This window comes from Paludibacter jiangxiensis (assembly GCF_001618385.1).
GTDB lineage: Bacteria > Bacteroidota > Bacteroidia > Bacteroidales > Paludibacteraceae > Microbacter > Microbacter jiangxiensis.
Window position 1 is genome coordinate 131,645 of sequence record NZ_BDCR01000004.1, and the last position, 22,755, is coordinate 154,399.

General features: G+C 42.0%; 10 protein-coding genes. All 10 read right to left on the reverse strand.

Annotated elements, in window-relative coordinates:
• Positions 1-133: 133 nt before the first annotated feature.
• Positions 134-691, reverse strand: a complete 558-nt coding sequence (locus tag PJIAN_RS14805) for a DUF4738 domain-containing protein (RefSeq protein ID WP_084252386.1) — start codon at positions 689-691, stop codon at positions 134-136.
• 264 nt (positions 692-955) lie between these two features.
• Positions 956-5,074 carry a hybrid sensor histidine kinase/response regulator transcription factor gene (locus PJIAN_RS10775; protein WP_068704926.1) on the reverse strand — a complete coding sequence of 1,373 codons (4,119 nt, stop codon included), beginning with the start codon at positions 5,072-5,074 and terminating at the stop codon, positions 956-958.
• 112 nt (positions 5,075-5,186) lie between these two features.
• Positions 5,187-7,301: an alpha-glucuronidase family glycosyl hydrolase gene (locus tag PJIAN_RS10780; RefSeq protein WP_068704928.1), complete on the reverse strand. Its 2,115-nt coding sequence runs from the start codon at positions 7,299-7,301 to the stop codon at positions 5,187-5,189.
• Between the two features lie 83 nt (positions 7,302-7,384).
• Positions 7,385-8,341: a glycoside hydrolase family 43 protein gene (locus tag PJIAN_RS10785; RefSeq protein ID WP_101750758.1), complete on the reverse strand. Its 957-nt coding sequence runs from the start codon at positions 8,339-8,341 to the stop codon at positions 7,385-7,387.
• 687 nt (positions 8,342-9,028) lie between these two features.
• The gene (locus PJIAN_RS10790) at positions 9,029-11,005 is read right to left on the reverse strand and encodes a RagB/SusD family nutrient uptake outer membrane protein (RefSeq protein ID WP_068704930.1); all 1,977 of its coding nucleotides are present in this window, start codon (positions 11,003-11,005) and stop codon (positions 9,029-9,031) included.
• 10 nt (positions 11,006-11,015) lie between these two features.
• A complete protein-coding gene (locus PJIAN_RS10795) occupies positions 11,016-14,084 on the reverse strand; it encodes a SusC/RagA family TonB-linked outer membrane protein (RefSeq protein ID WP_068704932.1) in 3,069 nt (1,022 codons plus the stop codon).
• Positions 14,085-14,527: 443 nt separating this feature from the next.
• On the reverse strand, positions 14,528-17,260 hold the full coding sequence (gene galB / locus PJIAN_RS10800; protein ID WP_068704934.1) for a beta-galactosidase GalB: 2,733 nt from the start codon (positions 17,258-17,260) through the stop codon (positions 14,528-14,530).
• 47 nt (positions 17,261-17,307) lie between these two features.
• Positions 17,308-18,534 carry a glycoside hydrolase gene (locus PJIAN_RS10805; RefSeq protein ID WP_068704936.1) on the reverse strand — a complete coding sequence of 409 codons (1,227 nt, stop codon included), beginning with the start codon at positions 18,532-18,534 and terminating at the stop codon, positions 17,308-17,310.
• 28 nt (positions 18,535-18,562) lie between these two features.
• Positions 18,563-21,487, reverse strand: a complete 2,925-nt coding sequence (locus PJIAN_RS10810; protein ID WP_172795605.1) for a glycosyl hydrolase 115 family protein — start codon at positions 21,485-21,487, stop codon at positions 18,563-18,565.
• 80 nt (positions 21,488-21,567) lie between these two features.
• Positions 21,568-22,749 carry a mannonate dehydratase gene (gene uxuA, locus PJIAN_RS10815; RefSeq protein WP_068706411.1) on the reverse strand — a complete coding sequence of 394 codons (1,182 nt, stop codon included), beginning with the start codon at positions 22,747-22,749 and terminating at the stop codon, positions 21,568-21,570.
• Positions 22,750-22,755 lie beyond the last annotated feature (6 nt).

A 22,755-nucleotide genomic window follows, 5' to 3' on the forward strand; every position in this document is an offset into this window, starting at 1 on the left:
ACTACTACCGAGATAAGCCCCTTGCCGCACGAGTCCTCTCGTGTGGCCGTGCCTTTCCCTGCTTTGTTTTGCCAGTCGGCTGTTATTATTTAGTTTTGCTCCATCGTATGGTTTGACCACACGATACGCTCCGCTAATCGTGTGGCATCGGGGATTCCTCTTCTGTAATTTGAACTTGTCCTTTGCTATCTATTATTATTGTAAAAAGTCGACAATTGTCTGTATCAGGAACACATAAACTGGCCTTAAGTTTAATTGCTTTATTATCTGCAGAATCAAACCAAAGATTCATTAAACTAAATGAAAGATAGTCGGTTTTTGAAAACTTATTCTTAAAGTTACGCCTACTAATAATATTAGAATAAATCAAACTTCTATTGTTTTTTATTACAACTAAAAATCTTTTGTCTTTTATCTTGAATGTGTCTTTATCTATCAAGTAAGACACATAACTATTCTCATCTGGTGATAATGTTTTAATTGAAACCATAAATAATTGATTCCTAATGCTAAATATCGTATCACTTGATAGATTTGTAGTGTCTGTAACCCAATGTGTATGTTCAGACCCTTTTTCTTTAAAAGAGGGAACCTTCAAGATACTATCGGGGGACTTATTGATCCTATTGTGTTTGTTGTTTGTGCATTCAAATAGAGTAAGGCAAAATATCAATAATAAAGTATACTTCATAGAGCATCTTATTTTTATCGGGTGGATTATTTGTATTACAAGAACTATTGTTCTCCGTTTCGGCGTTGACTCCGTCTACATCGTTGTCAACGGGGGCCCTGCTTTCCATATCCTGCCAAATTTAGTTATTTTTCTTTTAAACAAAAAAGCGACAGCTTATTATGCCATCGCTCTTTTGTCTTATTGCAAGTCCGTACACCTTACTTTGGGGTTCGACGTAGGCCTAGCCTCTATTCTGTTTTTATGTTACGGCGAACCGGATAGTTATCCGATAATGTCCTTCAAAATTGGGTTATTCGGGTCGTTCTTGTATTTCTCAATGAACTCCGAGGGTTTCATGCCGAAGAAGTCATGGAAGCTATTGGTGAAGTAGGAGTGACTTGAAAATCCTACTTTATAAGCCACTTCCGAAATATTCACCTCGTTGTTGAGCAACAGGAAGGCGGCCTGTTTCAAACGGATGGAACGTATCATTTCGCTGGGCGAAGTGTTTATCAGTTCCTTTAGTTTCCGGTTCAGGTGTACGCGGCTCAAACCAACCTCTTCGCTCAGCTTTTCCACACTGAAATCAGAATCTTCGATATTCTTCCGTATCACCTCGATCGTTTTTTCGAGTAGTCGTTTGTCTGCTGAGTTTATTTTCAGGTGTTCATAGTCGTAGTCAATGGGCTGACTGTACTTCTTTTTAATAGTTTGCCGTGCTCCGATCAATTGAGCTATGTTCCGTTTCAAAATGTCGATATTGAACGGCTTGGTAAGATAAGTATCTGCGCCACTGTCCAATCCTTCGATAATGTTCTCGTCTTTGGTTCTGGACGACAGCATGATAATAGGAATATGGTTGGTGTTGGTATTGCTCTTTATCTTGCGGCACAACTCGTTACCATCCATTTCCGGCATCACAATGTCGCTGATCACCACGTCGGGTAAAATACTGGTAATAGCGTTCCAGGCGGCTTTACTGCTGTCGAAACTTTCCACATTGTATTGATCCGACAGTTCAATCCGCAGATAGGAAAGTATGTCCTTGTCGTCATCCACAATCACAACCGTCGGCTTACTTTTAATCTTCTTCTGTGTTTCGGTGTCTTCTGCACCTTCCAGAATAGTGAAGTTCTCTTCATTGCGCGACATTTTAGCCGGTTGCGGATACATATCCCCTTGTCTGCTGGTCTGGAGTTCTGCTTCCGTGAGATGATCGTACGTGAGAGGTATCCGGATGATAAACGAACATCCAACTTCTTCGTTTTGAGCCGAAATTGTACCGTGATGCAAATCTACCAGCTGTTTGGTAAGGTGAAGACCAATTCCGGATCCGAGATATTCAGCCTGACTGTTGGCCTGATAAAAGCGGTCGTATATTTTGTTAATAGCTTCCTGCTTAATGCCGGGGCCCGAATCGTGAATCTTGATTTCGAAATAATACTGTAATTCGTTGGTAGCATTCCGGTCCTCTCCGGTCATGAGGTTAACAGTGATTTTTCCTCCTTCGGGCGTAAACTTAAAGGCATTCGATAAAACATTGAAAATGATCTTATCAAAATTACTTTGGTCGACCCACGCCGTCAGATGTTCATATTCGCTCTCAAGCCGGAAATCAATCTGTTTGTTTTTTGCCAGATAGTCAAACGACATCATGATATCTTTCAGGAAGAAGACAATATCTGTTTCCTGAAAATGCATCTGCATCTGGTTGTTGTCTATTTTACGCATATCCATTAACTGGTTGATTAGTCGTAAAATACGAGAACTGTTACGATACATCAGATTATAGAGATCTTTCTTCTGACTATCCTTTTCCTCCATTCTCAACTTATCAAGAGGACTCATAATGAGGGTGATGGGAGTCCTGATTTCGTGCGAAATATTGGTGAAGAATTGAAGTTTGGCTTCTTTTATGTGTTCAGAATGTTCGCGTTCTACCTGCATTTGCTTGTCACGCATTTTTTGTTGCAATTTTTCGTACATTCGATAAATTATGAAACCTAAAATGATGAAATACAGCATGTATGCCCACACGGACTGCCACCAGGGAGGCAGTATGACAATGGTTAGTTCGGTTTCATTGTAAGAGCCCTGTAAATCGGAACTGCAAGCCTGAACCTTAAATGTATAGGTTCCATGGGGTAGGTTGGTATATGTAACCAGACGATTGTCGGCTCCTGTTTCTTTCCATTCTTTGTCGAACCCTTCCATTTTGTATTTATAAGTAATACTTTGAGGATGGGTAAATTCCAGCGCTACAAACTCAATTGAGAAAACGTTGTCGCTTTGGCGCAGTTTAATCTCTTTTGCATACGACACAGCTTTGTCTAACTCAACCATTTTGCTCGATTCCTGACCTACGTTCACCGATTTGTTGAATACATAGAAGTTGGTGATATATACATTCGGAACCTTGCGGGAGTGGCAAATGTTTTTCGGGTAAAAGGCGGTGACACCATTGATACCACCGAAATAAAGTTTTCCGTCGGCAGCTTTGAAAAAAGCTCTCCGTCTGAATTCGTCACTCTGTAAGCCGTCGTAAGAGTAAAACTTGATGAATGTTTTGTTTTGTAGCGAGAACTTTGCAAGACCGTGATTGGTGGTTATCCAAAGGTTTTTATTGCTATCTTCCACAATAGCATTGATGAAGTTATTGGGTAGTCCGTTGGCCATGGTATAGGTTTGCACACGACCCGATTTGCGGTCAAAGGAAAGCAGGCTGCTATTGGATCCAATCCATAACAAACCGTTGGAATCTTCGCAAAGCGAGTAAATTTTTATGTTGTCGGGAAGTCCCTTTATATCGTTGTAATAGTGTAGCCTTCCTGATTTATCAATCACGTTCAAACCTTTGAGCGTTCCAACAATGAGATTGCCATTCCGGTCCGATGTCATGGTGTTGATCCAGTTGTTGCTCAGTTCCGTTTGAGTACTGTTTCCTATTGTGTTTTTATATAGTGAAATAGCACCGGTTGCCGCATCTATTCGGTTTAAGCCTCCGTCGTATGTGCCTACCCAGATATTCCCTGAAGCATCTCCATACAGACACATGATTTTGTTACTTCCAATCTGATTTTGCTTCGGATAACGTTGTATACTCCGGCCTCCGTTGCATATGCATAACCCGTTAAGACTGGTGCCAATCCAAATGGTTCCTTTTTTATCCTGATATAATGAAGTAATGGAATTGTCAGGAAGCGACGAATTGGATTTGGTGAAATTAATAGTATTGCTTTGACCTTTTGCTTTATAAAACAAACCACTTCCATCGGTTCCGACCCACATGCCTCCATCTTTATCTATCAATATGGAATGGACACAGTTGCTGTTTTCCTCTTGTGTTTGCGAGCTGAATCCATAATATTCAAATTTATTTACGAAGTTGGGAATGAAATAAATTCCTTTCTGGTATAAACCGGCCCAGATATTCCCCTGGTTGTCTTCCATTAGTGCGCTCACATGCCAGGTGCTGTTGGAACGGTCGTTGTTTTCGCGGGGAACAGTTTCAAAACGTTCGTTTTTAGCGTCAAAAAGCATTAAGCCCCTATCGTTGGTTCCCACCCAAATGCGTCCTTTAGAATCGTATAGCATTGATCGTACCGCACAATTGCGGGCATCCGGAGTTGTGGCTTCTCTCACATTGCCGGTGGTCTCATCGTATACAAACATGCCTCTGTTATAGCAGCCAAGTAGTATTTTGCCAGTTGATTTATCTTCTGCAATAGAGGTAATATATTTCCCTTTCAACCATTGTTTAACGGGAACGTATCTGCCTTTTTGAGTACGGTACAAAATGCATCCTTCGGTTTCTGTGCCGATCCACATGTTGTTATGAGAATCCTGAAAAGCAGATCGAATAAATGAACTTGGTTGGTTTTTGATAGTGTTCTCTATTTGAGTTACTTTGAGGGTATGCTTGTTGATACGATAAAAACTGTGTCCTGCCGTGCAAACCACAATATTGTCTTTGTCGCTGTTTAGGATAGCCGTGATGTGTGGCTTTAGCAAAATATTTGTTTTCGCCTCATAGAGAGGGAAATTTTGGAAGCTATTGAAATTTCTGTGGTATAACTGTAATCCGCTTACAGTTCCTATCCAAAAGTTGTTACAGTCGTCCTCAAAAAGAGTTTGAACATAATTGCTTTTGATGGACTTGGGGTCACCCGATTTGTGAAGAAAAATAGAGAACTTCATCCCATCGAAATAGCTCAATCCGTCTTCCGTGGCGATCCATACAAACCCTTTTTTGTCCTGATAGATCTGGTTTATCTGACTGTTAGGCAGACCAGAATTGGAAGAAGTGTATAAACGGGATATTTGCGCTTGTATTTGAGAAAATGGCAAAAAGAACAATACACTGATTATGATCAATGGAAAAATGAGTATGCTGCTTTTCATAAGTAGGTGGTTGACAAAATCTGTGTAAAATTACACAGATTTTGTTGTATATGGGAGGATTAAAAACAAAATATTCACCTCCCACAGTTCTGAGAGGTGAATATTGTGTATTTTAATTATGGCTGGCCATATTTAGCTTGATTTTTTTCAGGTCATCGAGCTTGTGAACCGGAGCTTCGATGTATGGAGGTATCGGTTGTTTTGAGAATTCCTGAAAGTATAACAAGCAGGCATCTTTCCACCAAATGGCATCTTTCTCCTGAATGGCCAGTTTGGCTTTGACAGCCTCAAAACGTTCTTTGTCAACGTAAGTCTTCAGATTGTTCCAGGTAGCTTCGAATGTTCTGACATCTTTCACTCCCGAATCATATAGATAACACAGTTCATCCCAGAGTGTCTTCCCGTCTTTCATTTTGTAGTTCCATGGAACATGATGGAACCAAAGAAGATATTTTTCGGGGCAGGTTTCGGGTTTGTCGAACATTTCACGAAGGGGAGAACAATACTGCTCCACATAATTGGTACCACGAGACGAACGGTCGAATCCTAGTCCGTCTTCGTTTGCCTGATGATAATATTTCGGTAACCAGTCGGGGCGGGCATTTGGAAAGTCGCACCAGGGTTCTGGACCGTAGTGATGTTCCCATGCAAAAAGATGGTGCAGACCTAATGGCATCATGTAATTCACTACTGCTTCGCGGGATGCAATCATCATATTCTTTGCGTCTCTGACAAAGCCACTATCCTTGTTGAAGGTCATTTTTAACCATTCTCCGGCAATTTGTTCCGACGTAAGGTTATGATTCCACGCCAGTCGTCCGAAAGCATACCAGTTTGCCTGCGCGAAATGGTGACCGCACCAGTTGGTGTCTTCTCCTATATTGGCAACGCCTGCAATTGCCGATAGCTCTCTTTTATAGAGCGTACCATCCGTAATGCGGGCAACCGTTGATCCTTTTCCCTGGCAATAGGTGTCGCTATCAAGACATTCTTTCCAGAGAGGAGCCTGATATACCATGTGGTTCGACTGTCCCAGATATTCCTGCGTAATCTGAAACTCGGGCATTATTTTTGTCAGTTTCAAACCTCCGAAAAGTGGGCTGAATGGCTCACGGGGCTGAAAGTCTATGGGTCCGTTTTTAACCTGAACAATCACATTGTCACGGAATTTCCCATCAAGTGGCACAAATTCGTTATAAGCTTGTTTGGCACGGTCGTCATTATCAGGACTGTATACAAAAGCTCTCCACATCACAATTCCGCCGTGAGGTTTCAACGCATCAGCCAGCATATTGGCACCGTCAGCATGTGTGCGCCCAAAATCCTGAGGTCCGGGGAGCCCTTCGGAGTTGGCTTTTACCAGGAAGCCTCCGAAGTCAGGAATTAGCCGGTAAATCTCATTTACCTTATTGTCCCACCATTTTATAACAGCAGGGTTGAGCGGATCGGCTGTGGGCACCCCCCCAATAACAGAAGGGGCTGAAAAATTAATAGATAGATATACTTTGATATGGAATGGACGGAAGATACCGGCAAGAATCTTTACCTTTTCAAGATAGTCGTTGCGAAGGATATTTGGCGAGGCATTGACATTATCCAGTACACTACCGTTGATTCCAATAGAAGCATTTGCCCGGGCATATTCGGTATATCGGGGCGAGATTTTCTTTGGCATATCTTCCCATTTCCAGATAGAATGACCGGCATATCCACGTTCAATACTGCCATCCAGATTATCCCAGTGGTTCAGAATACGGACAGCATATGACGGATTTTCGATGATATCCAGATTGTCCGGTAACTCGTTGGTTTGGATAAGTCGCAGCAAATGATAAACACCGTAAAGCAAACCCGCTTCGCTTTTTGCAGTTATAACAGTCTGTTGTTTGCCACGGAGATCGAAAGTTTTTATTATAAATCCTTCGTTACCCAGTTGTTCCAGATTTTTGCTCAAAGCAAATGGTAGCAGAGCTTTGCTTCGGGAAGTGCCGATAATCAGTGTTTGTTTCCCTGAGTTGTTGATGGATAGTTCTTTGCCGTAAATTTCTTTCCATGCTTTCTGAAATTCTTTTACAGCAAAGAGTGTTTTGTCTGCATTGATTCCGGTAAAACGTATAGGCGATGCTTTGGCCTGTCCGAAACGAAGCCAAAGTTTGCTACCGTCTTCTGCTTGTGCAAATAAAATGGATACGGTAAAAAGAAATAATATAGATAAATATCGGATCATGTAAAAAGTTTCTATTTCAAAGTTTCAAGTTCCAAAATACAATCTGTCATTGCAGATTTTATTGGCATATTTGTGAGCTATAATTATTGTCCTTCTATTGTTTTAATGGTACCGTCAGCATTGTATTCCAGTTCGGTTACCTTAATACTTCGCAACCATGTCTTGCCTCCGGAAGGCACACTGTCGTGGTGGAACAGGTACCATTTTCCCTGAAATTCAACTATCGAATGGTGAGTTGTCCATCCAACAACCGGAGTGAGTATAACTCCTTTGTAGGTAAACGGACCGTAAGGATTATCTCCTATGGCATAACACAGCAAATGTGTATCACCGGTAGAGTAGGAGAAATAATATTTGCCGTTGTACTTGTGCATCCAGGGACCTTCGAAATAGCGACGGCTGTTATCTCCGGCTTTCAGGGGCTCTCCGTTTTCATCCAGAATGACTACATCGCGCGGTTCTTCTGCAAACTCCAGCATGTTGTCGCTCAGTTTGGCAACACGGGCAAATAAAGCAGATTCATCATCGCTCGGTAATGCCGGATTTTCAATGGCCTTGTTGTTGCGGTAGCGTTGTAGTTGTCCTCCCCATAATCCACCAAAATAGATGTAATAATCATTGTCATTATCTTGCAAAACAGCCGGGTCTATAGAGAAACTGCCTTTAATCGGATCGCTTTGCGGAACAAAAGGACCTTCGGGTTTATCGCTTACTGCTACGCCGATACGGAAAATGTCATTTTTGTCCTTCAAGGGAAAATAGAGATAGTACTTCCCATTTTTGCAGGCGGCATCCGGAGCCCAAAGCTGGCGTCCTGACCAGGGGATGTCTTTTACATCCAAAACAACACCATGGTCGGTCACTTCTCCGTCGATAGAGTCCATAGAGAATACGTGATAATCGCGCATGTCGAAATGATCGCCATTGTCGTTTTCAGGAATACCCGATTCAACGTCGTGAGAGGGATAGATATAAATTTTTCCGTTAAATACGTGAGCCGAAGGATCGGCAGTATATAGATGATCGACTAAGTAACGCATAGATTTGATTTTTTTTCTGAGAAAAATATTTTGATTTGCCTCAATGTTTATCAGCAAACGATATCTTTGATTTAAGTCTCTTGTAAAACAGTAAGTAACTGCAGAGATATTTTATATTGATTTAGGATTTGCTGTTTGCCATCGTAAATAACATAGCTCTTGTTTGAAATTATATTTTAGAAGGACAGAAAACAGCATATATTGTTGTTGGGTGAACTTTCAATTTCAGATTGGTAGATAGGATTCTCCCACAGAGTGAGTAGTTCCTTGTTCGATTGTCCGTAATAAATCCGGACGTTGCCGAACATAATATTTTAATTTTGATGGAGTTTTTTCCTTACTATATAGAGTAGGGATCTCCTGCTTTTAACGGGTCAGAAAAGCTGACCACTTACAGTTTGAATTGACAATGTTTTTGTAAGTGTGTTTGTCAATAGCAATCAAGACATGTTTTGCAGCCGTTATCAAACTCCAGCCTTTTACACAGGAGTCTCTTTGCTGCAATATGCAGTTACATTATCATTTTAGAAATCTTAATTATAGAGTTTAATGGTATGCAGACTCAGATAAGATTAACAAAAAGTAAAAAAGAGCATTTGAATTGCACGTAGAGAAATTCGTGAAGGTTAGAAAAGAAGACTCTCTCCATAAAGGAAAGAGTCTTCTTGTTAAGGAATCCGGTACAAATTATTGGTAAGCCGGATTTTGATATGCTTTTTTCTCGTCAGCAGTCATTTCCATTCCATCAAGCTGACCCTGAGGAATAGGACGCAGATAGTAGTTATCTGGAATTGTACGGGTATAAGTTACAGGTGTGTGGTCTCCGTAATTGATTCCGCAGATCTGATATGTTTTAGCATAATCAGCCCATGTTTGTGTGCGAACCAAGTCAAACCAGCGATAACCTTCGCCATAATATTCACGAGAACGTTCAGCCAAAATGTAATCAATTGTAATGGTAGTAGGTGTTGCAGCTACCATTGCAGCACTGTTATCAGCAACTAAAGTTGCATTGTTTGCATTGCTGAATTTCCATTTTCCTGCACGTGCACGAAGAATGTTAATCATTCCATAAGCAGATCCATCATTAGCATATGTTCCGGTTACAGCTTTAGTTGTAGCACCTTTAACAGCAGCTTCGGCAGCAATAAAGAAAAATTCAGAGAATTTTGCAATGTTGAATGGACGTGTGCTACCTGCATTAGGTGAGCCAAGTCCACCGGCATTGTCGGTACGATAAGGACCGAGTTTCCAGAGGCCAGGATATACACGTCTGCTGATTCCGCTCGGAGGTAAAACAAAGTCAGCACGACCAGGTAATACACCGGCACCAACGCTGCTTTTATAAACAGAGTTAGAATAGTCAATTGTTTGTGTAGGTTCTGAACCTAAGAAAGAAAGGACAGCATCTCCATTTGAAATCTGCATTCCATTTGCATTGTATAAAGTTGCGTTAGTTACACCACCTTTAGCCCAGTTGCCACGATAAACAGTAACAAAAGTTCCATCATAACGAGAGTCATTTGTTTTGTCCGCAAAGGTATTTGTAACCACCCCAATCGGAGGAGCCATACGTACCCATGGGCGACCTAAAGCCTGAGCAGCTTCACGTTGAACAGACGAAACAAGAGAAGCCGAACTCCAATCTGTTTTAGAGCTTGTTATAGCAGTATAATTCCAAGTCTGCATCCAGCCAGCAAAGTTGTCGGGAGCACCACCGCTACCATAAGTCAGACTTGCACCATTGTACAATTCACTGGTTTGGGTATGGTCAGCGTACAATAAAATTTCTTTGTTTCTGTCATTTGTTGCCACATTCACATCATAGAATGTTGATTGCAAAGCAAAGTTTCCTCCTGCATTTTGAATTCCTTCTACTGCGTAGTCATAAGCTTTTTGGAAATACCAAGCAGCATCATGTCCATCAGGATCGGTACGATTACAAGTTGGGTAAGTAGGAATGTTTTTCGGATTCTGAAGCCACCAGCCGTATGTCAGATAAGCCTTAGCCAAATAAAGACGGGCCGTTGTTTTCGTTACACTACCTGTTACACGACTTGCATCAGGCAAATTTTTAACTGCTAACAAAAGGTCAGGAAAAATTGCTTTAGTATAAACTTCAGGTACAGTATTACGTTTAGATGTACGAGATGTCGATGTGTTGAATTTCAATTCTCCCGCACCCAGATCTAAAGGAACGCCACCAAAAGTTTGCACTAACAGGAAATAATCAAAAGCACGGAAAAATCTGGCTTCAGAAATTAAAGCATCAGATACTCCAGATGCCGTACCATACTCAATTACACCATTTGCAGTATTAATGTTTGGGAAAGCAGATCCCCACAATATGTCCATCGGGTAGTTATCAGATGTCATTGATCCTACGCCCGAGAGGTCGAAGTTTTTGAAGTTGCCATCAGCACTTTGTCCCCAGGTTGCTTCGTCGGTTCCGGTTTCGCAAGAGTTATAATAATAACCTTGTCCGTACATACTACGCAAATGCGAATACATATACGTCACACCACCCATTACACCAGCCTGAGTTTTGAAATACTCCGGAGTAAAACTACTGCGGGGTGTTTCTTTTAATAAGTCGGAGCATCCCACAAGGAATAAGGACAAGAGCGCTGCTCCTACGCATGTTTTTATATGAATTCTTTTCATGATTTTGTTTTTAGAAGGTTACGTTTAATCCTATTAAGTAATTGTGAGTAGAAGGAGTATTAGTACCTACGATCAGCATCCGATGAGAACCGGCAACAGCCACATTCTGATCTCCGTAAGAGTTTGGCTCTGGATCCATGCCTGATTCGTTATGATAAGGAGAGAACAATACGAATGGGTTTTCTACAGTTGCATATATGCGCATTTTGGAGATACCTGCGTATTGCAACCATTTTTGATTGAAATTATACCCCAATGAAATAGTACGTACTTTCAGATAAGAGGCACTGAAATACCCCAGAGTACTAGCATAATATGGGTTGTCACCACTTTGTAAACCTGCTGGTTTAGGATATTTTGCTCCTGTATTAGTTGGAGTCCAATAATCTACTTTTACATTGTTTCCAGCTCTTGTGTTCATGTTGTTAAGATAGCCAGAACCTCCGTAAAGAGTACTGTTCAAAATACCTCCGCTTACAAAAGAACCTACCATTGACAAATCGAAATTTTTGTAAGAAACTCTTGTGTTAAAACCACCCTGGAAGTCAGGATCACAATTCAGGATCTGACGGTCGTCCGGTCCGATTTGTCTTTTGGGTGTGCCATCAGCATTGTAACCGCCGGTGTATAATACTTTGATCATACCCGCATTACCACCAGGTTGCAATGTTTGCAGATATTTATAATCAGCATCAGTTGTATTCCAGAGTCCGATTTTCTTATAATCGTAAATTACATTTATCGAGTGTCCTACAAACCAGCCATTACCTAAGTCCTGACTAGCACCAGAAGCCAGTTTCGTCAACTTGTTTTTGTTTGTATAAACATTTAAGCCAACTTCCCATGTCCATCCGTTTACGTTATCCAATACAACACCGTTCAGAGATACTTCGAGACCTTTGTTTTGGGTAGCTCCGATATTTGCCATGTAGCTGTTTGCGCCCGAAGTACGAGGTAAGCTTACACTTAATAATACGTTATCGGTATTTTGAATATAGTATTCAATTGTACCTGTCAAACGACTTTTCAACAAAGTAAAGTCAACACCAACATTCCATGTTTTAGAAAATTCCCATCCTAATTTAGGATTTGGTAATTGAGAAACATAATAACCTGTTGCATATGTATTATCACCGAAATTGTAAGGACTTGTAGATAACAATCCTAAGGTTTTATAGGGATCAACTGACTGGTTTGATGTTTCACCATAACCGGCACGCAATTTCAAACGATCAATGAAAGTCAAGGGTTGCATGAACGATTCGTCTTTAATATTCCATCCTGCAGATACGGCAGGGTATGTGTGCCATTGATGTCCTGGAGCCAATCGGGAAGAACCGTCTGTACGAACTGTTGCGCTCAACATATAACGATCGTTATAAGAATACATTACACGACCCATTGCAGATGTTAAACCGCTTTTGTTGTAATTTTGATAATTCGGGTTAACCGTAATGTCAGCACTATTGGATTGACCCAAGTTGTAGAACTGGAATGCATCCGAAGGAATATTCTTTGCAGAGGCATTGGAAGACCAATAAGTAGCTTGCTCTGCAGAGTACATCGCAACAGCATTTACTCTGTGCAATTTGTTAAAGGTTCTGTCATACGTAAGAAGATTTTCAACAGTCCATTTCAGTCTGTGTGAATTGCTAATAGAGGCGGTTGAAGGGTTCGTGACACTGCCACTGAAAACTCCTACTCCTGTATAGTTTCCATAATTGCTTTGAATGTAATCAGCTCCAAGGTTTACACGTGCTTTTAAGCCTTCAACACCCGGAATTTTAACTTCACCATAAGCTGAATTGTAAGAACTGAATCCTCTGGTTAAATCAATGTATTGATCACCAAGTGATTCAAGAGAGTTTCTTGTATAAACCCATTGAGCACCAGAAGTTTGTTGTTGAATTCTGGTTTTCCATGTACCGTCTGCGTTGTAAGGATTTGCTATTGGAGAAGCATTTAACGCACTACCCGGGCCAAGGTTATTACCGTGGTTTTCAGAGTAAATGTTGTTTGAAGTGAATCCTACTTTAATAAATTTACCCACTTCCTGATCAAGAGATGAGTGAATTGCATAACGGGTATAGTACTGTAATGGAATTACAGCTTGGTCGCGGAAATAAGAAGCTCCAAAATTATAATTACCTTTTTCTGTTCCACCCGAAAGATTCAGGTTGTGATTTTGAACAACACCTGTTCTGTAGAGCAAATCCTGCCAGTCAGTATTTACATCGTTCGATTCATCCAAGGTGTTTGCATAGGTGGTCATTTTTCTCATCGCTGCAAATTCTGCACCATTCATCATCGGAAATTTAATTGCCGATTTCACACCAAAGTATCCATTATAGCTTAATTGTGCACTTTGACCTTTTGATCCTTTGATTGTTGTAACCAGGATAACTCCATTAGCACCACGCGAACCATAGATGGCAGTAGCTGATGCATCTTTCAAAATATCAACACTCTTGATGATATTAGGATCGATATCTCCGATTGAGCCGGAGAAAGGAATTCCGTCAAGAACAACGAGAGGGTCGTTAGTGGCATTCAAAGAGCGGGTACCACGAATACGAATCTGCATACCGGATCCTGGTTTTGAATCAGTTTGTGACATTTCCACCCCAGCAACACGACCTTGCAAAGCTCGTGATATGTTTGCGGCAGGAACATCGCGTAACTGGTCGCCATTTACAGAAGCTACAGATCCTGTAACGGCTTCTTTGCGTTGAGTACCGTAACCGACTACAACTACTTCACTCAAAGCTTTCGTATCTTCCGACAACGTAACATTTATTGTCGTTTTTCCGCTTACACTAATTAACTGAGATGTGTATCCAACGAAAGAGAATTCCAATTTAGCATTAGAAGGAACCTGGATAGAGAACTTACCGTCAACATCAGTAATGGTTCCTGTGGATGAACCCTGAATTCTGACATTGACTCCCGGAAGAGTAGCACTTGAAGCATCCTTAACAGTCCCTTTGACCGTTATCGTCTGCCCAAACACTGAGATTGAAAACAAAAGCAGCAGGAATAAAATCCCGGGTGCTCTGAGACAACTAGAAGTTTGTTTCATGATTAAAAGAATTAAAGAATTGATTGGATTGTTTGTATGTAAAGCACGTTTATCTAAACTAAAGCTAAGAACACACAATTTTGACTATGCAAAACTACTCTGGAATTAAAAAAACGTTGAAACTATGGCAACATCTTCTGGCAATTTCGTTACATTGGTTTTAAATATGAGTCATTTGTTGTTGTTTTCGATACATTTTAGCTGAATGTGTTATATCAATTAAGAAACACGGCCTATTCGTAACAATCAATTTGTCATTGATTTAGCTCAATATTTCATTTTAACATTTGGCAAAAGGGGATTAGAATGCCTTTGTTTGCATATATTTACAAATGAAAAGCCTTGGGATTGCGAAAGAAGACACCGTGAAGCTAGCTCTACGGAACGTGTTGTGTGATAAAACTGGATGTATTAAGCATCAGAATGAACCAGCAAAATGAAATTTACTTACTGGAGATGGTAAGATGAGCTGATGTTAGCCCAGCTGATTTTGCTTTGAGGGTAATGTTGCCTTTTGCACCGGCTTTGGATCGGACTATTACCAGACAAAGCCCATTGAATGCGTCTTTTGTTTGTGATGGAAACGGAATCATATTGGTGGGATCGCCGTTGTCAGTCGCTAAAATCTCTCCCGGACCATCAATGCTAAATTCAATCTGATTGTTAGCGACAGGCACTATAAGTCCATTCCGGTCGGCTATTTTTACGGTTATAAAGGAAAGATCTTTACCATCAGCCTGAATTTCACTCCTGTCAGTTTCAATGGTAAGCTGCGATGGTGAGGCTGTTGTTTTTACTGTTTCTTCTTCCCATTTGTTTCCATTCTTGTAGACAATCACTTTCAGTTCGCCGGGTTCGTATCTCACACTATCCCAGCGCAGACGATATTCATATACTCCTTTTACTTTTCTTCCGAGAGATGTACCGTTGAGAAACAGTTCCGCTTCATCGCCCGAAGTAAATACGTGAACAGGAGTAATTTGTCCCATCCTGTCAGGCCAGTTCCAGTGAGGGAGAATATGAGCCATAGGTAATTCTGGTCTCCAGTGTGCCTGATATAGATAAAAGCGCTCTTTTTTGAATCCGGCTAAATCAATAATACCGGTATAAGAGCTGCGAGCTTCGTAATAGGGTGTGGGTTCTCCGAGGTAGTCGAAGCCGTTCCATACAAATTCACCTGCAACGAAAGGGTGATGATCGAGGGCATTGAATACTTTATCGGCAGAAGAGCCAAAATCCACAGCATGAAGTTCGTAAGAACTTACCTGACAAATTTTCGAATCGCCGCCTTCTCCATCCCGTATCGGGGCACTCGTTTTAGGACTTACCGGAAAGAGATACACCCCGCGGCTACTCGCGGCCGAAGCTGTTTCTGTACTTAAAATCATTTTATCCGGAAACTTCAGGTGATAAGGATCATATTGCGGAGCAGTCCGGATACGGTCGGTGCCTTCAAATACAGGATCCTGCCGGATTCCTTCTCCCTGATAATTCAATCCTATGACATCCAGGACGGCGGGTAATGGCATATCGGGTTTTGCATAGTTCATTGCTCCGGTTGTGGGACGCGTAGGGTCTTCTTCTTTGATATAACTGCGCAAACGTGCGGCAATTTGTGCCCCTTCTTCTCCGGTATATTGCTCTCCGACTTCGTTGCCAAAACTCCACATAATAATTGAAGGACAATTTCTGTCGCGGCGAACGAATGCCCGGACATCCTGTTCTGCCCAATCAGGAAAGATAAGGTGAAAGTCGTGTGGAGTTTTTTTGCGTTCCCAGGAGTCGAATATTTCGTCGATTACCAGAAATCCCATTTTGTCTGTTAATTCAAGTAGTTCGGGCGCAGGTGGATTATGCGAAAAACGAATGGCATTGCAGCCCATCTCTCTCAGTATTTCGAGTTGCCGTTCGGCAGCTCGTGTATTGAAAGCCGATCCTAATGCGCCTAAATCGTGATGCTGATTAACACCTTTGATTAACACGTGTTCGCCGTTTACCAAAAGTCCTTTGTCTGGGTTGTACTCAATGTTTCGTATTCCGAAGCGTGTTTCGTATGTGTCAATAACTTTCTTGTTCGATAATAAAGTGGTTACAGCTACGTAGAGATTTGGCTTTTGTGTAGGAGAAGGTCCCCATAATTTCGGATTGTCGATAATCACAGAATTCTCTAGTTTGTCCGATTCTCCGGCTGCAATTTTGGTCTGAGAAAGAATCAAAGAGGCAACTGCTTGCGTTGATTTCTTTCCGTTGTCGTCAATAGAGTAAAATTGTGTAATTACATCAATATTAGCAGATTTATTCGATTTGTTTTCAACTGATGTTTCAAGATTGATAGTGGCGGAGGAAGTTGTCACGTACTTTGTTGTGATATAAGTACCGTATTGACTTACATGCACAGGATTAGTTTTTACAAGCCAAACATTACGATAGAGACCTGCTCCGGGATACCAGCGTGCCGAGTAATTCGGATTGTCTACCCGGATGGCTAACTGATTTGTTTTTCCCGGTAAAACATAAGGAGTCAGGTCAACTCTCCAGGAATTGTAACCATAAGGCCATCCGCCTACCAGCTTGCCATTGCACCACACAATGGCATACGACATGGCTCCGTCTATATCCAAAAAGATAGATTTACCAGCATCAGCTGCAGAAATATCTATCTTTTTTCGGTACCAAGCCACTCCGTTTACAGGCAGGCGTCCCATTCCGCCACCTACTTGAGGATTTGATCCTGTCTGAAACGGGCCTTTGATTGCCCAGTCGTGAGGGAGGTTGACGGTTTCCCATGCTTTGTCGTCAAAGTTGCTTTGTACAAAAGGAAAATCGCCACCGGGATTGCCGGCAGAATGGGTGTAGCGCTTTGTGGGATCTTTGATAAATGGATTTCCGGTTGGTAAAATCCACGATTTTAGAACGTTTTGTGCTGATTCTGTTTTGATGGCTTCTGTCGGTTGTGAATCGGCAGCTTTACTGTCGTTGTTGTCGGTTACTTCCGGCCTAACATCGTATATCAGCTTGTCAGATTTTGCTCCGGATTCGTATTTGAAGAAATGCCATCCGTCGTTGATTGAAATTCGTTGGCGGGAGGCCGTCTTCGTTTCGCTCGCAGAAGAAACCAGTGAACTGTTTGAGCAGACAAGTACACATAATAGAGGTATAATCTTAAATTGTTTCATTTTGAAGATCAGTTTTGAAATCTAATCTGGAGCTTGTCTGTGAAAAATTAATTGGAAACCAATGTTGTTATGCTTGATGCCGGGAGCGGAAATATTACAGCATTCCCTGATGTGGCCGCATTTTTGGAAGTCAGGCTGGCCGTTTTTGTTGTGCTATAGCACGTGAAACCTTGTGTACTTAATCCGGAATAATTGAAAGTGTAATTAATCGCGTAATCATTCTGATTAATAGCGACAATTATTAGTTTGGATCCGTTTGAAAATGCAGTGCAGTATACGCCATCTTGAGGAGTTTCGGTACAGGATACCCGATAATAACCGGGACGTATCCACCTTGCAAAGTGTGCCATGGCATAACCCCGCTTTGTAATGTTGCTGTTTTCATCTATCAGCCCGTAAAACCTTCGGATATACCACCATACATACATGCTGTAACCTGATGTCATACAGCTGTGAAGCTCTTTTGCCACATTAATAGCCCCACTCCAAACATTGCCCGAGTCTGTGGAGGTGGTATAATGTTCTGTCATCCATATTTCTTTCCCCACAGAATATTTGTACGGAGTTGTTCCATAAATATGGCCACAAATAGTAGTGAGTTTTGCTCCCGCAATAGCCAGCACAGAGTCGTTAATCGACTTACTCATATTGAATGTTTCGGGAGCAACCACTTTCGTGCCGCAAGAATCGGCATATAAAGAAAGAAAATTTCCTATTTCGGCCGCATTGTTGTTCATGCCTTCGTAAGACACAACATAATTGGGTTCATTCCATGGACTTATAGAAGTGACACCGCCTACAGCAGTATTGTAACTTCGTAAATAGGCAGCATAAGCGGAATATGAATCTTTTTTTAATTTACCACCAATTACGTTATTACTGGTTTTCATAGATGCGGGAGCTGACCATGCTGTGGCTATAATTGAGACTCCAAACTGTTTGGCGGCATTGATTTGAGACACTTCTCCGCTAAACTGGTCACTACTGCTGGGAATGCGTACACGCATAACACTTAAACCAATGCCGTCAGTAGTAGAAAAGGCTTTGGTCATTTGTGTGCTGGTGAGATCCGCAATCCAGTTATGAATGGCAGCACCTCCAAAACCTCTTATCGTTTGAAACTGTGTGCTGGTATTAATTGTGACCGGCATTTCACCTTCCAATATCGGCTCCGTTGGACTGGCGCTAATTTCTTTTGAACAACCGGAAAATATCCCCGGAATAATTAGTAGAACAGTAATTAAAAATGTGTTTTTCAGTGGTTTGATTTGCATGATGGTATTGGCTTTTAAGGTTGCTTGTCTATCTGTAACTTTCCGGCGGGAAAAAGAAGCTTGGTTTCAGGCCTCCTGTATTTATGATGATTCGTTGCAAGGTTACAACAGGATCCATCATAATGATTTTAATTTTATGATAACCAGCTTGTGATATCGAATGCGATGTTTTACAGACGCGAATACTGTTAATCACGGATTTCGACCATTCCGGATCGTCTTTTGATCCGGCAATATTGATTTTCGGAACCTGAACTACCTGTGGTTGTTCATCGTCAACAGCTATTGCAAATCGCATATCTGCATCTGGCAAACAGTTAAGTGTTGGTGCAATTAATGTATTGATTTCAATTTCACCTGTCGAAAATAGATAGCAATCATATTCAAGAGAAGGCGCATTTTTTAAATCCGTGAAGCTTGAAGCCGTAATAGGCATCGGCATCATGGCTGAAAGGGTGCGTCCGTAATCGGGAACCAATTGCCAAAGCACACCATTTACCGCACGATTGTTGGTGTAGTGTTCTGCCTCCATCGCAACATAACCGTTCGATTCCACAAATCCTTTCAATGACTTTCTATCGGGAGAGGCGGGATTGAAAAGAGGCACGACAACATTATAGGTCTGATTTTCTGTATTGATAGAAATCTTGCCAAACTGATTTTCTCCTTTCGGAGCGTTGTTCCAGTCAATATCTATTTCAATGCGCTGTTCTCCATCGACTTTACCGCTCATTATCGCCGGAATAATCCACGATTGTTCAGGTTTTATCGTAAATGAATGTGAACCTGCTTGTTTTGAGAAAATTTCGAGATAATGTTTTTCTCTCGAATAGTTGCTGAACTGAGGCAAGGTGTCCGGTTTTTGTGCTTCGGAAGCCGAAAGACAGCCTTCTACAGCAATGCCAATAGCTGCTGTTTCCGATGGTTTGGTATAATTCAATCGAGGCATTATATTTTGCTTCGGATCCGACCAACCCCGATAACCAATATGAGGTTGGTTCATCATACCATTCCATTTTCCGTCTGCTACCTGAGTGTGATAGGCTACGGTCAGCAACGAATCCTGAACGAACAACTCTTTTGTTTTCAGAGCATAATCATTGGCCGATAGGCGACCCAGTGCTGCATATGTATGGTTTTTAGAAAGGTTGAAATACATATCGTTCAGGGTGTACGAGGCTTTTACGGGATAGAGTACGAGTTCGAAAAATGCATCTTTTTTAGACGGATCGAGCACTGCATAGATCGAATCTGCCTTGTCGGAGATTGCTTTCCATTTGGAAACAACCGTTTCTGCTTCCCTGTAGTTGCTCAGACTGAAAGTGGTTGCAGAAAGTAATTCGGGTTTTATCCAACCGTTGTATTTCGTGTATTTGTCTATCAGATCTGCAATTGCTTGTGCATATTGATCTCCAAATTGAAGACCAGCCCATTTTTGCGTATAAGTCGTAATGTTGTCTTTATTCCAGGTTTGTGGGCTCCATGCCAGTGACATGAAAAAGTCTATCGGAACTTCAAGAGGTTTTATGTCTCCAACATTCATTATCCAAATCCGATCGGCACCATACGAGTAAGCTTTACTCATCTGATCCCATATCTTGGTTACCGGAATGGTATTGATCCATTTGTAGCTGCGGGGGCCTCCCACATAATCAGCATGATAATAAATGCCCGCACCTCCGCTACGCTTTCTTTCTTCGGCCGATGGTAAACGGCGAATGTTACCCCAGTTGTCGTCACTCCAGAGCAAAGTGATGTTGTCGGGTACTTTTAAGCCGTTTTCATAATACTCCTGTATCTCTTTGTAAAGACACCACATTTGCGGTGTTTTCGTGATATCCGGATTCATTTCTTCGCGCAGTATTTTCTGTTGTTTAGCAACAATCCCTTCTACCATAGCAATATTGCTCTTCAAATCGCCACCCATATCGGTGTCGTTTGCACCCCGGAGTCCCATCGTAATAACGCTTTCGTAGTTTTTATTGCGACGGATACCTTCTCTCCAGAAGTTTACAAGCGTATCCGGATATTTGGTGTAATTCCAATGTCCCAGCGTTTTAAAATAGCGCCTGTCCCATTCCTGTTGCGAACGGAGCATGGGTTCCTGATGCGATGTCCCCATCACAATTCCGTATTCGTCGGCAAGTCGGGGATTTTCAGGGTCGTCTTCATTAAAGTCATTTGACCACATTGCCGGCCACAGATAATTGGCTTTCAGGCGCAAAAGCAGCTCAAATACCTTCGTGTAAAATTGATGATTGCAGTTCTGAATATCATTCGGAATAAAAGGATATTTACTTGGTTTTAGAGTTCCGTAAGTGTTCTTCACCCAGGTGCTTAGTGCTGGAGCTTCGTCGTTGATGAAAATGCCACGGTACTTCACCGCAGGACGATCTTCTTTGTGAAAATTGCGGGAAATAGAAAGGATGTTCTGTTTTTGGGGAGTTACATCAGCAAACCAGTACCAGGGAGATACTCCTATTTGTTGCGAGAGATCGTAAACGCCATAAATTGTGCCCCGCTTATCGCTTCCGGCAATGACCAACGCCTGATCGACACCCGGAAACGGCTTGCTGATAATTTGCATGGAAAAAGCTTCCCATTGATTTTTAATCGCGTCTACATTAATTTTTTTCGATCGGATGAGCTGTGTTATATACTTGCTCTTGCCGACTGTACCCACAATGATTGCATAAGGCCGATTTTTTGGCAGGGAATTTACAAGCTCCGGTTGAGTACCAGTTACTTTCTGAATGTCTGATTGAAGATCGGAAACTACACGTGTTACACCCTTGAAGTCTTGCGGATCGACTACCAATGTCGCCGTAGTTCCCGGCCTGGCGATACAGAAATCGTTGTCTAATGAGTGTTTTACATAACTATCGGAAGCTGTTGCCGAAAGGGTAAAAGCCTGAAATACTGCAATTAGGGGTAAAAGTCGAAATTTCTTCATGGTATAAAATTGGCATGTCGAAGGCATACCTTCTCCAAAACGGAGAAGGTAACCTTGAGTTTGTGAACGGTGTAATTGTTTTATTTTGAGGGATAGAGAGACTTGGCAATGCCCATCTCTAATCCTCTTAATTCTGCTAAACCTTTCATACGGCCAAGGAGAGAGTATCCGTAGAAGATCTGAGGTTTAGCCAGGTCGTCAAGCATCTGGTGCCCGTGGTCGGGACGGAGGGGAAGGGAAATCTGGCGTTTTTGCATGGTTTCGATAAACGAACTCATTACTCCAAACATATTCACACTTCCTTCAAGATGGTTGGCTTCGAAAAAGCGGTTGTCGTCAATCCATTCGGTACTACGCAGGTGCACGAAGTGGATTCTGTCGGCAAAACGCTGGCTCATTTTTACAAGATCATTCTCACGGCGTACACTCAGCGATCCGGTGCAGAAACAGATGCCGTTTGCAGTAGAAGGAACTGCTTCAGCAAGAGCTGCATAATCTTCCTCACGGCTGGCAATACGTGGCAGACCGAGAATAGGGAAGGGAGGATCGTCAGGGTGAATGGCCATTTTGACACCAACTTCTTCTGCTACCGGAATCACTTCTTTGAGGAACAGAATCAGGTGTTCACGCATTTTATTGGCATCAAAATCTTTATATTTTGCTAATTGTTCCAATACGTATTCTACCGTGAAAGCTTTGCCTTCGCCGGGAATGCCGGAGAGAATCACGCTCAGAATCCGGTTCATATCTTCGTCAGTCATCGATTCGTAGCGTTTCTTTACCTGCTCGAAATCTTCATCCGACAGTTCTTCGCGTGCTCCCTGGCGTTGCAATACAAACACATCGAACGCAAGGAATGCATAACGATCAAAATACATTGCTTTTGAACCGTCAGCAAGAGTGTACGACAGGTCGGTACGAACCCAGTCGAGCACCGGCATAAAGTTGTATGTTACTACGTCAACACCGCATTGAGCGAGGTTGCGTAACGTAGTTTTATAGTTCTCTATGTATTGAAGATAGTTGCCTGTGCGACGTTTAATGTCTTCGTGTACATTCACACTTTCCACTACGTGCCATGCCAGTCCGGCATCTTCAATTACTTTCTTGTATTTCTGAATCTCTTCCACGCTCCATACTTCGCCTGTGGGAATGTGGTGTAGCGAGGAGACAACCGCTGTGCAGCCGCTTTGGCGGATATCCTGCAGGGTTACCGTATCTTTTGGCCCATACCAACGCATGGACTGTTCAAAACCGTAAATCATTTT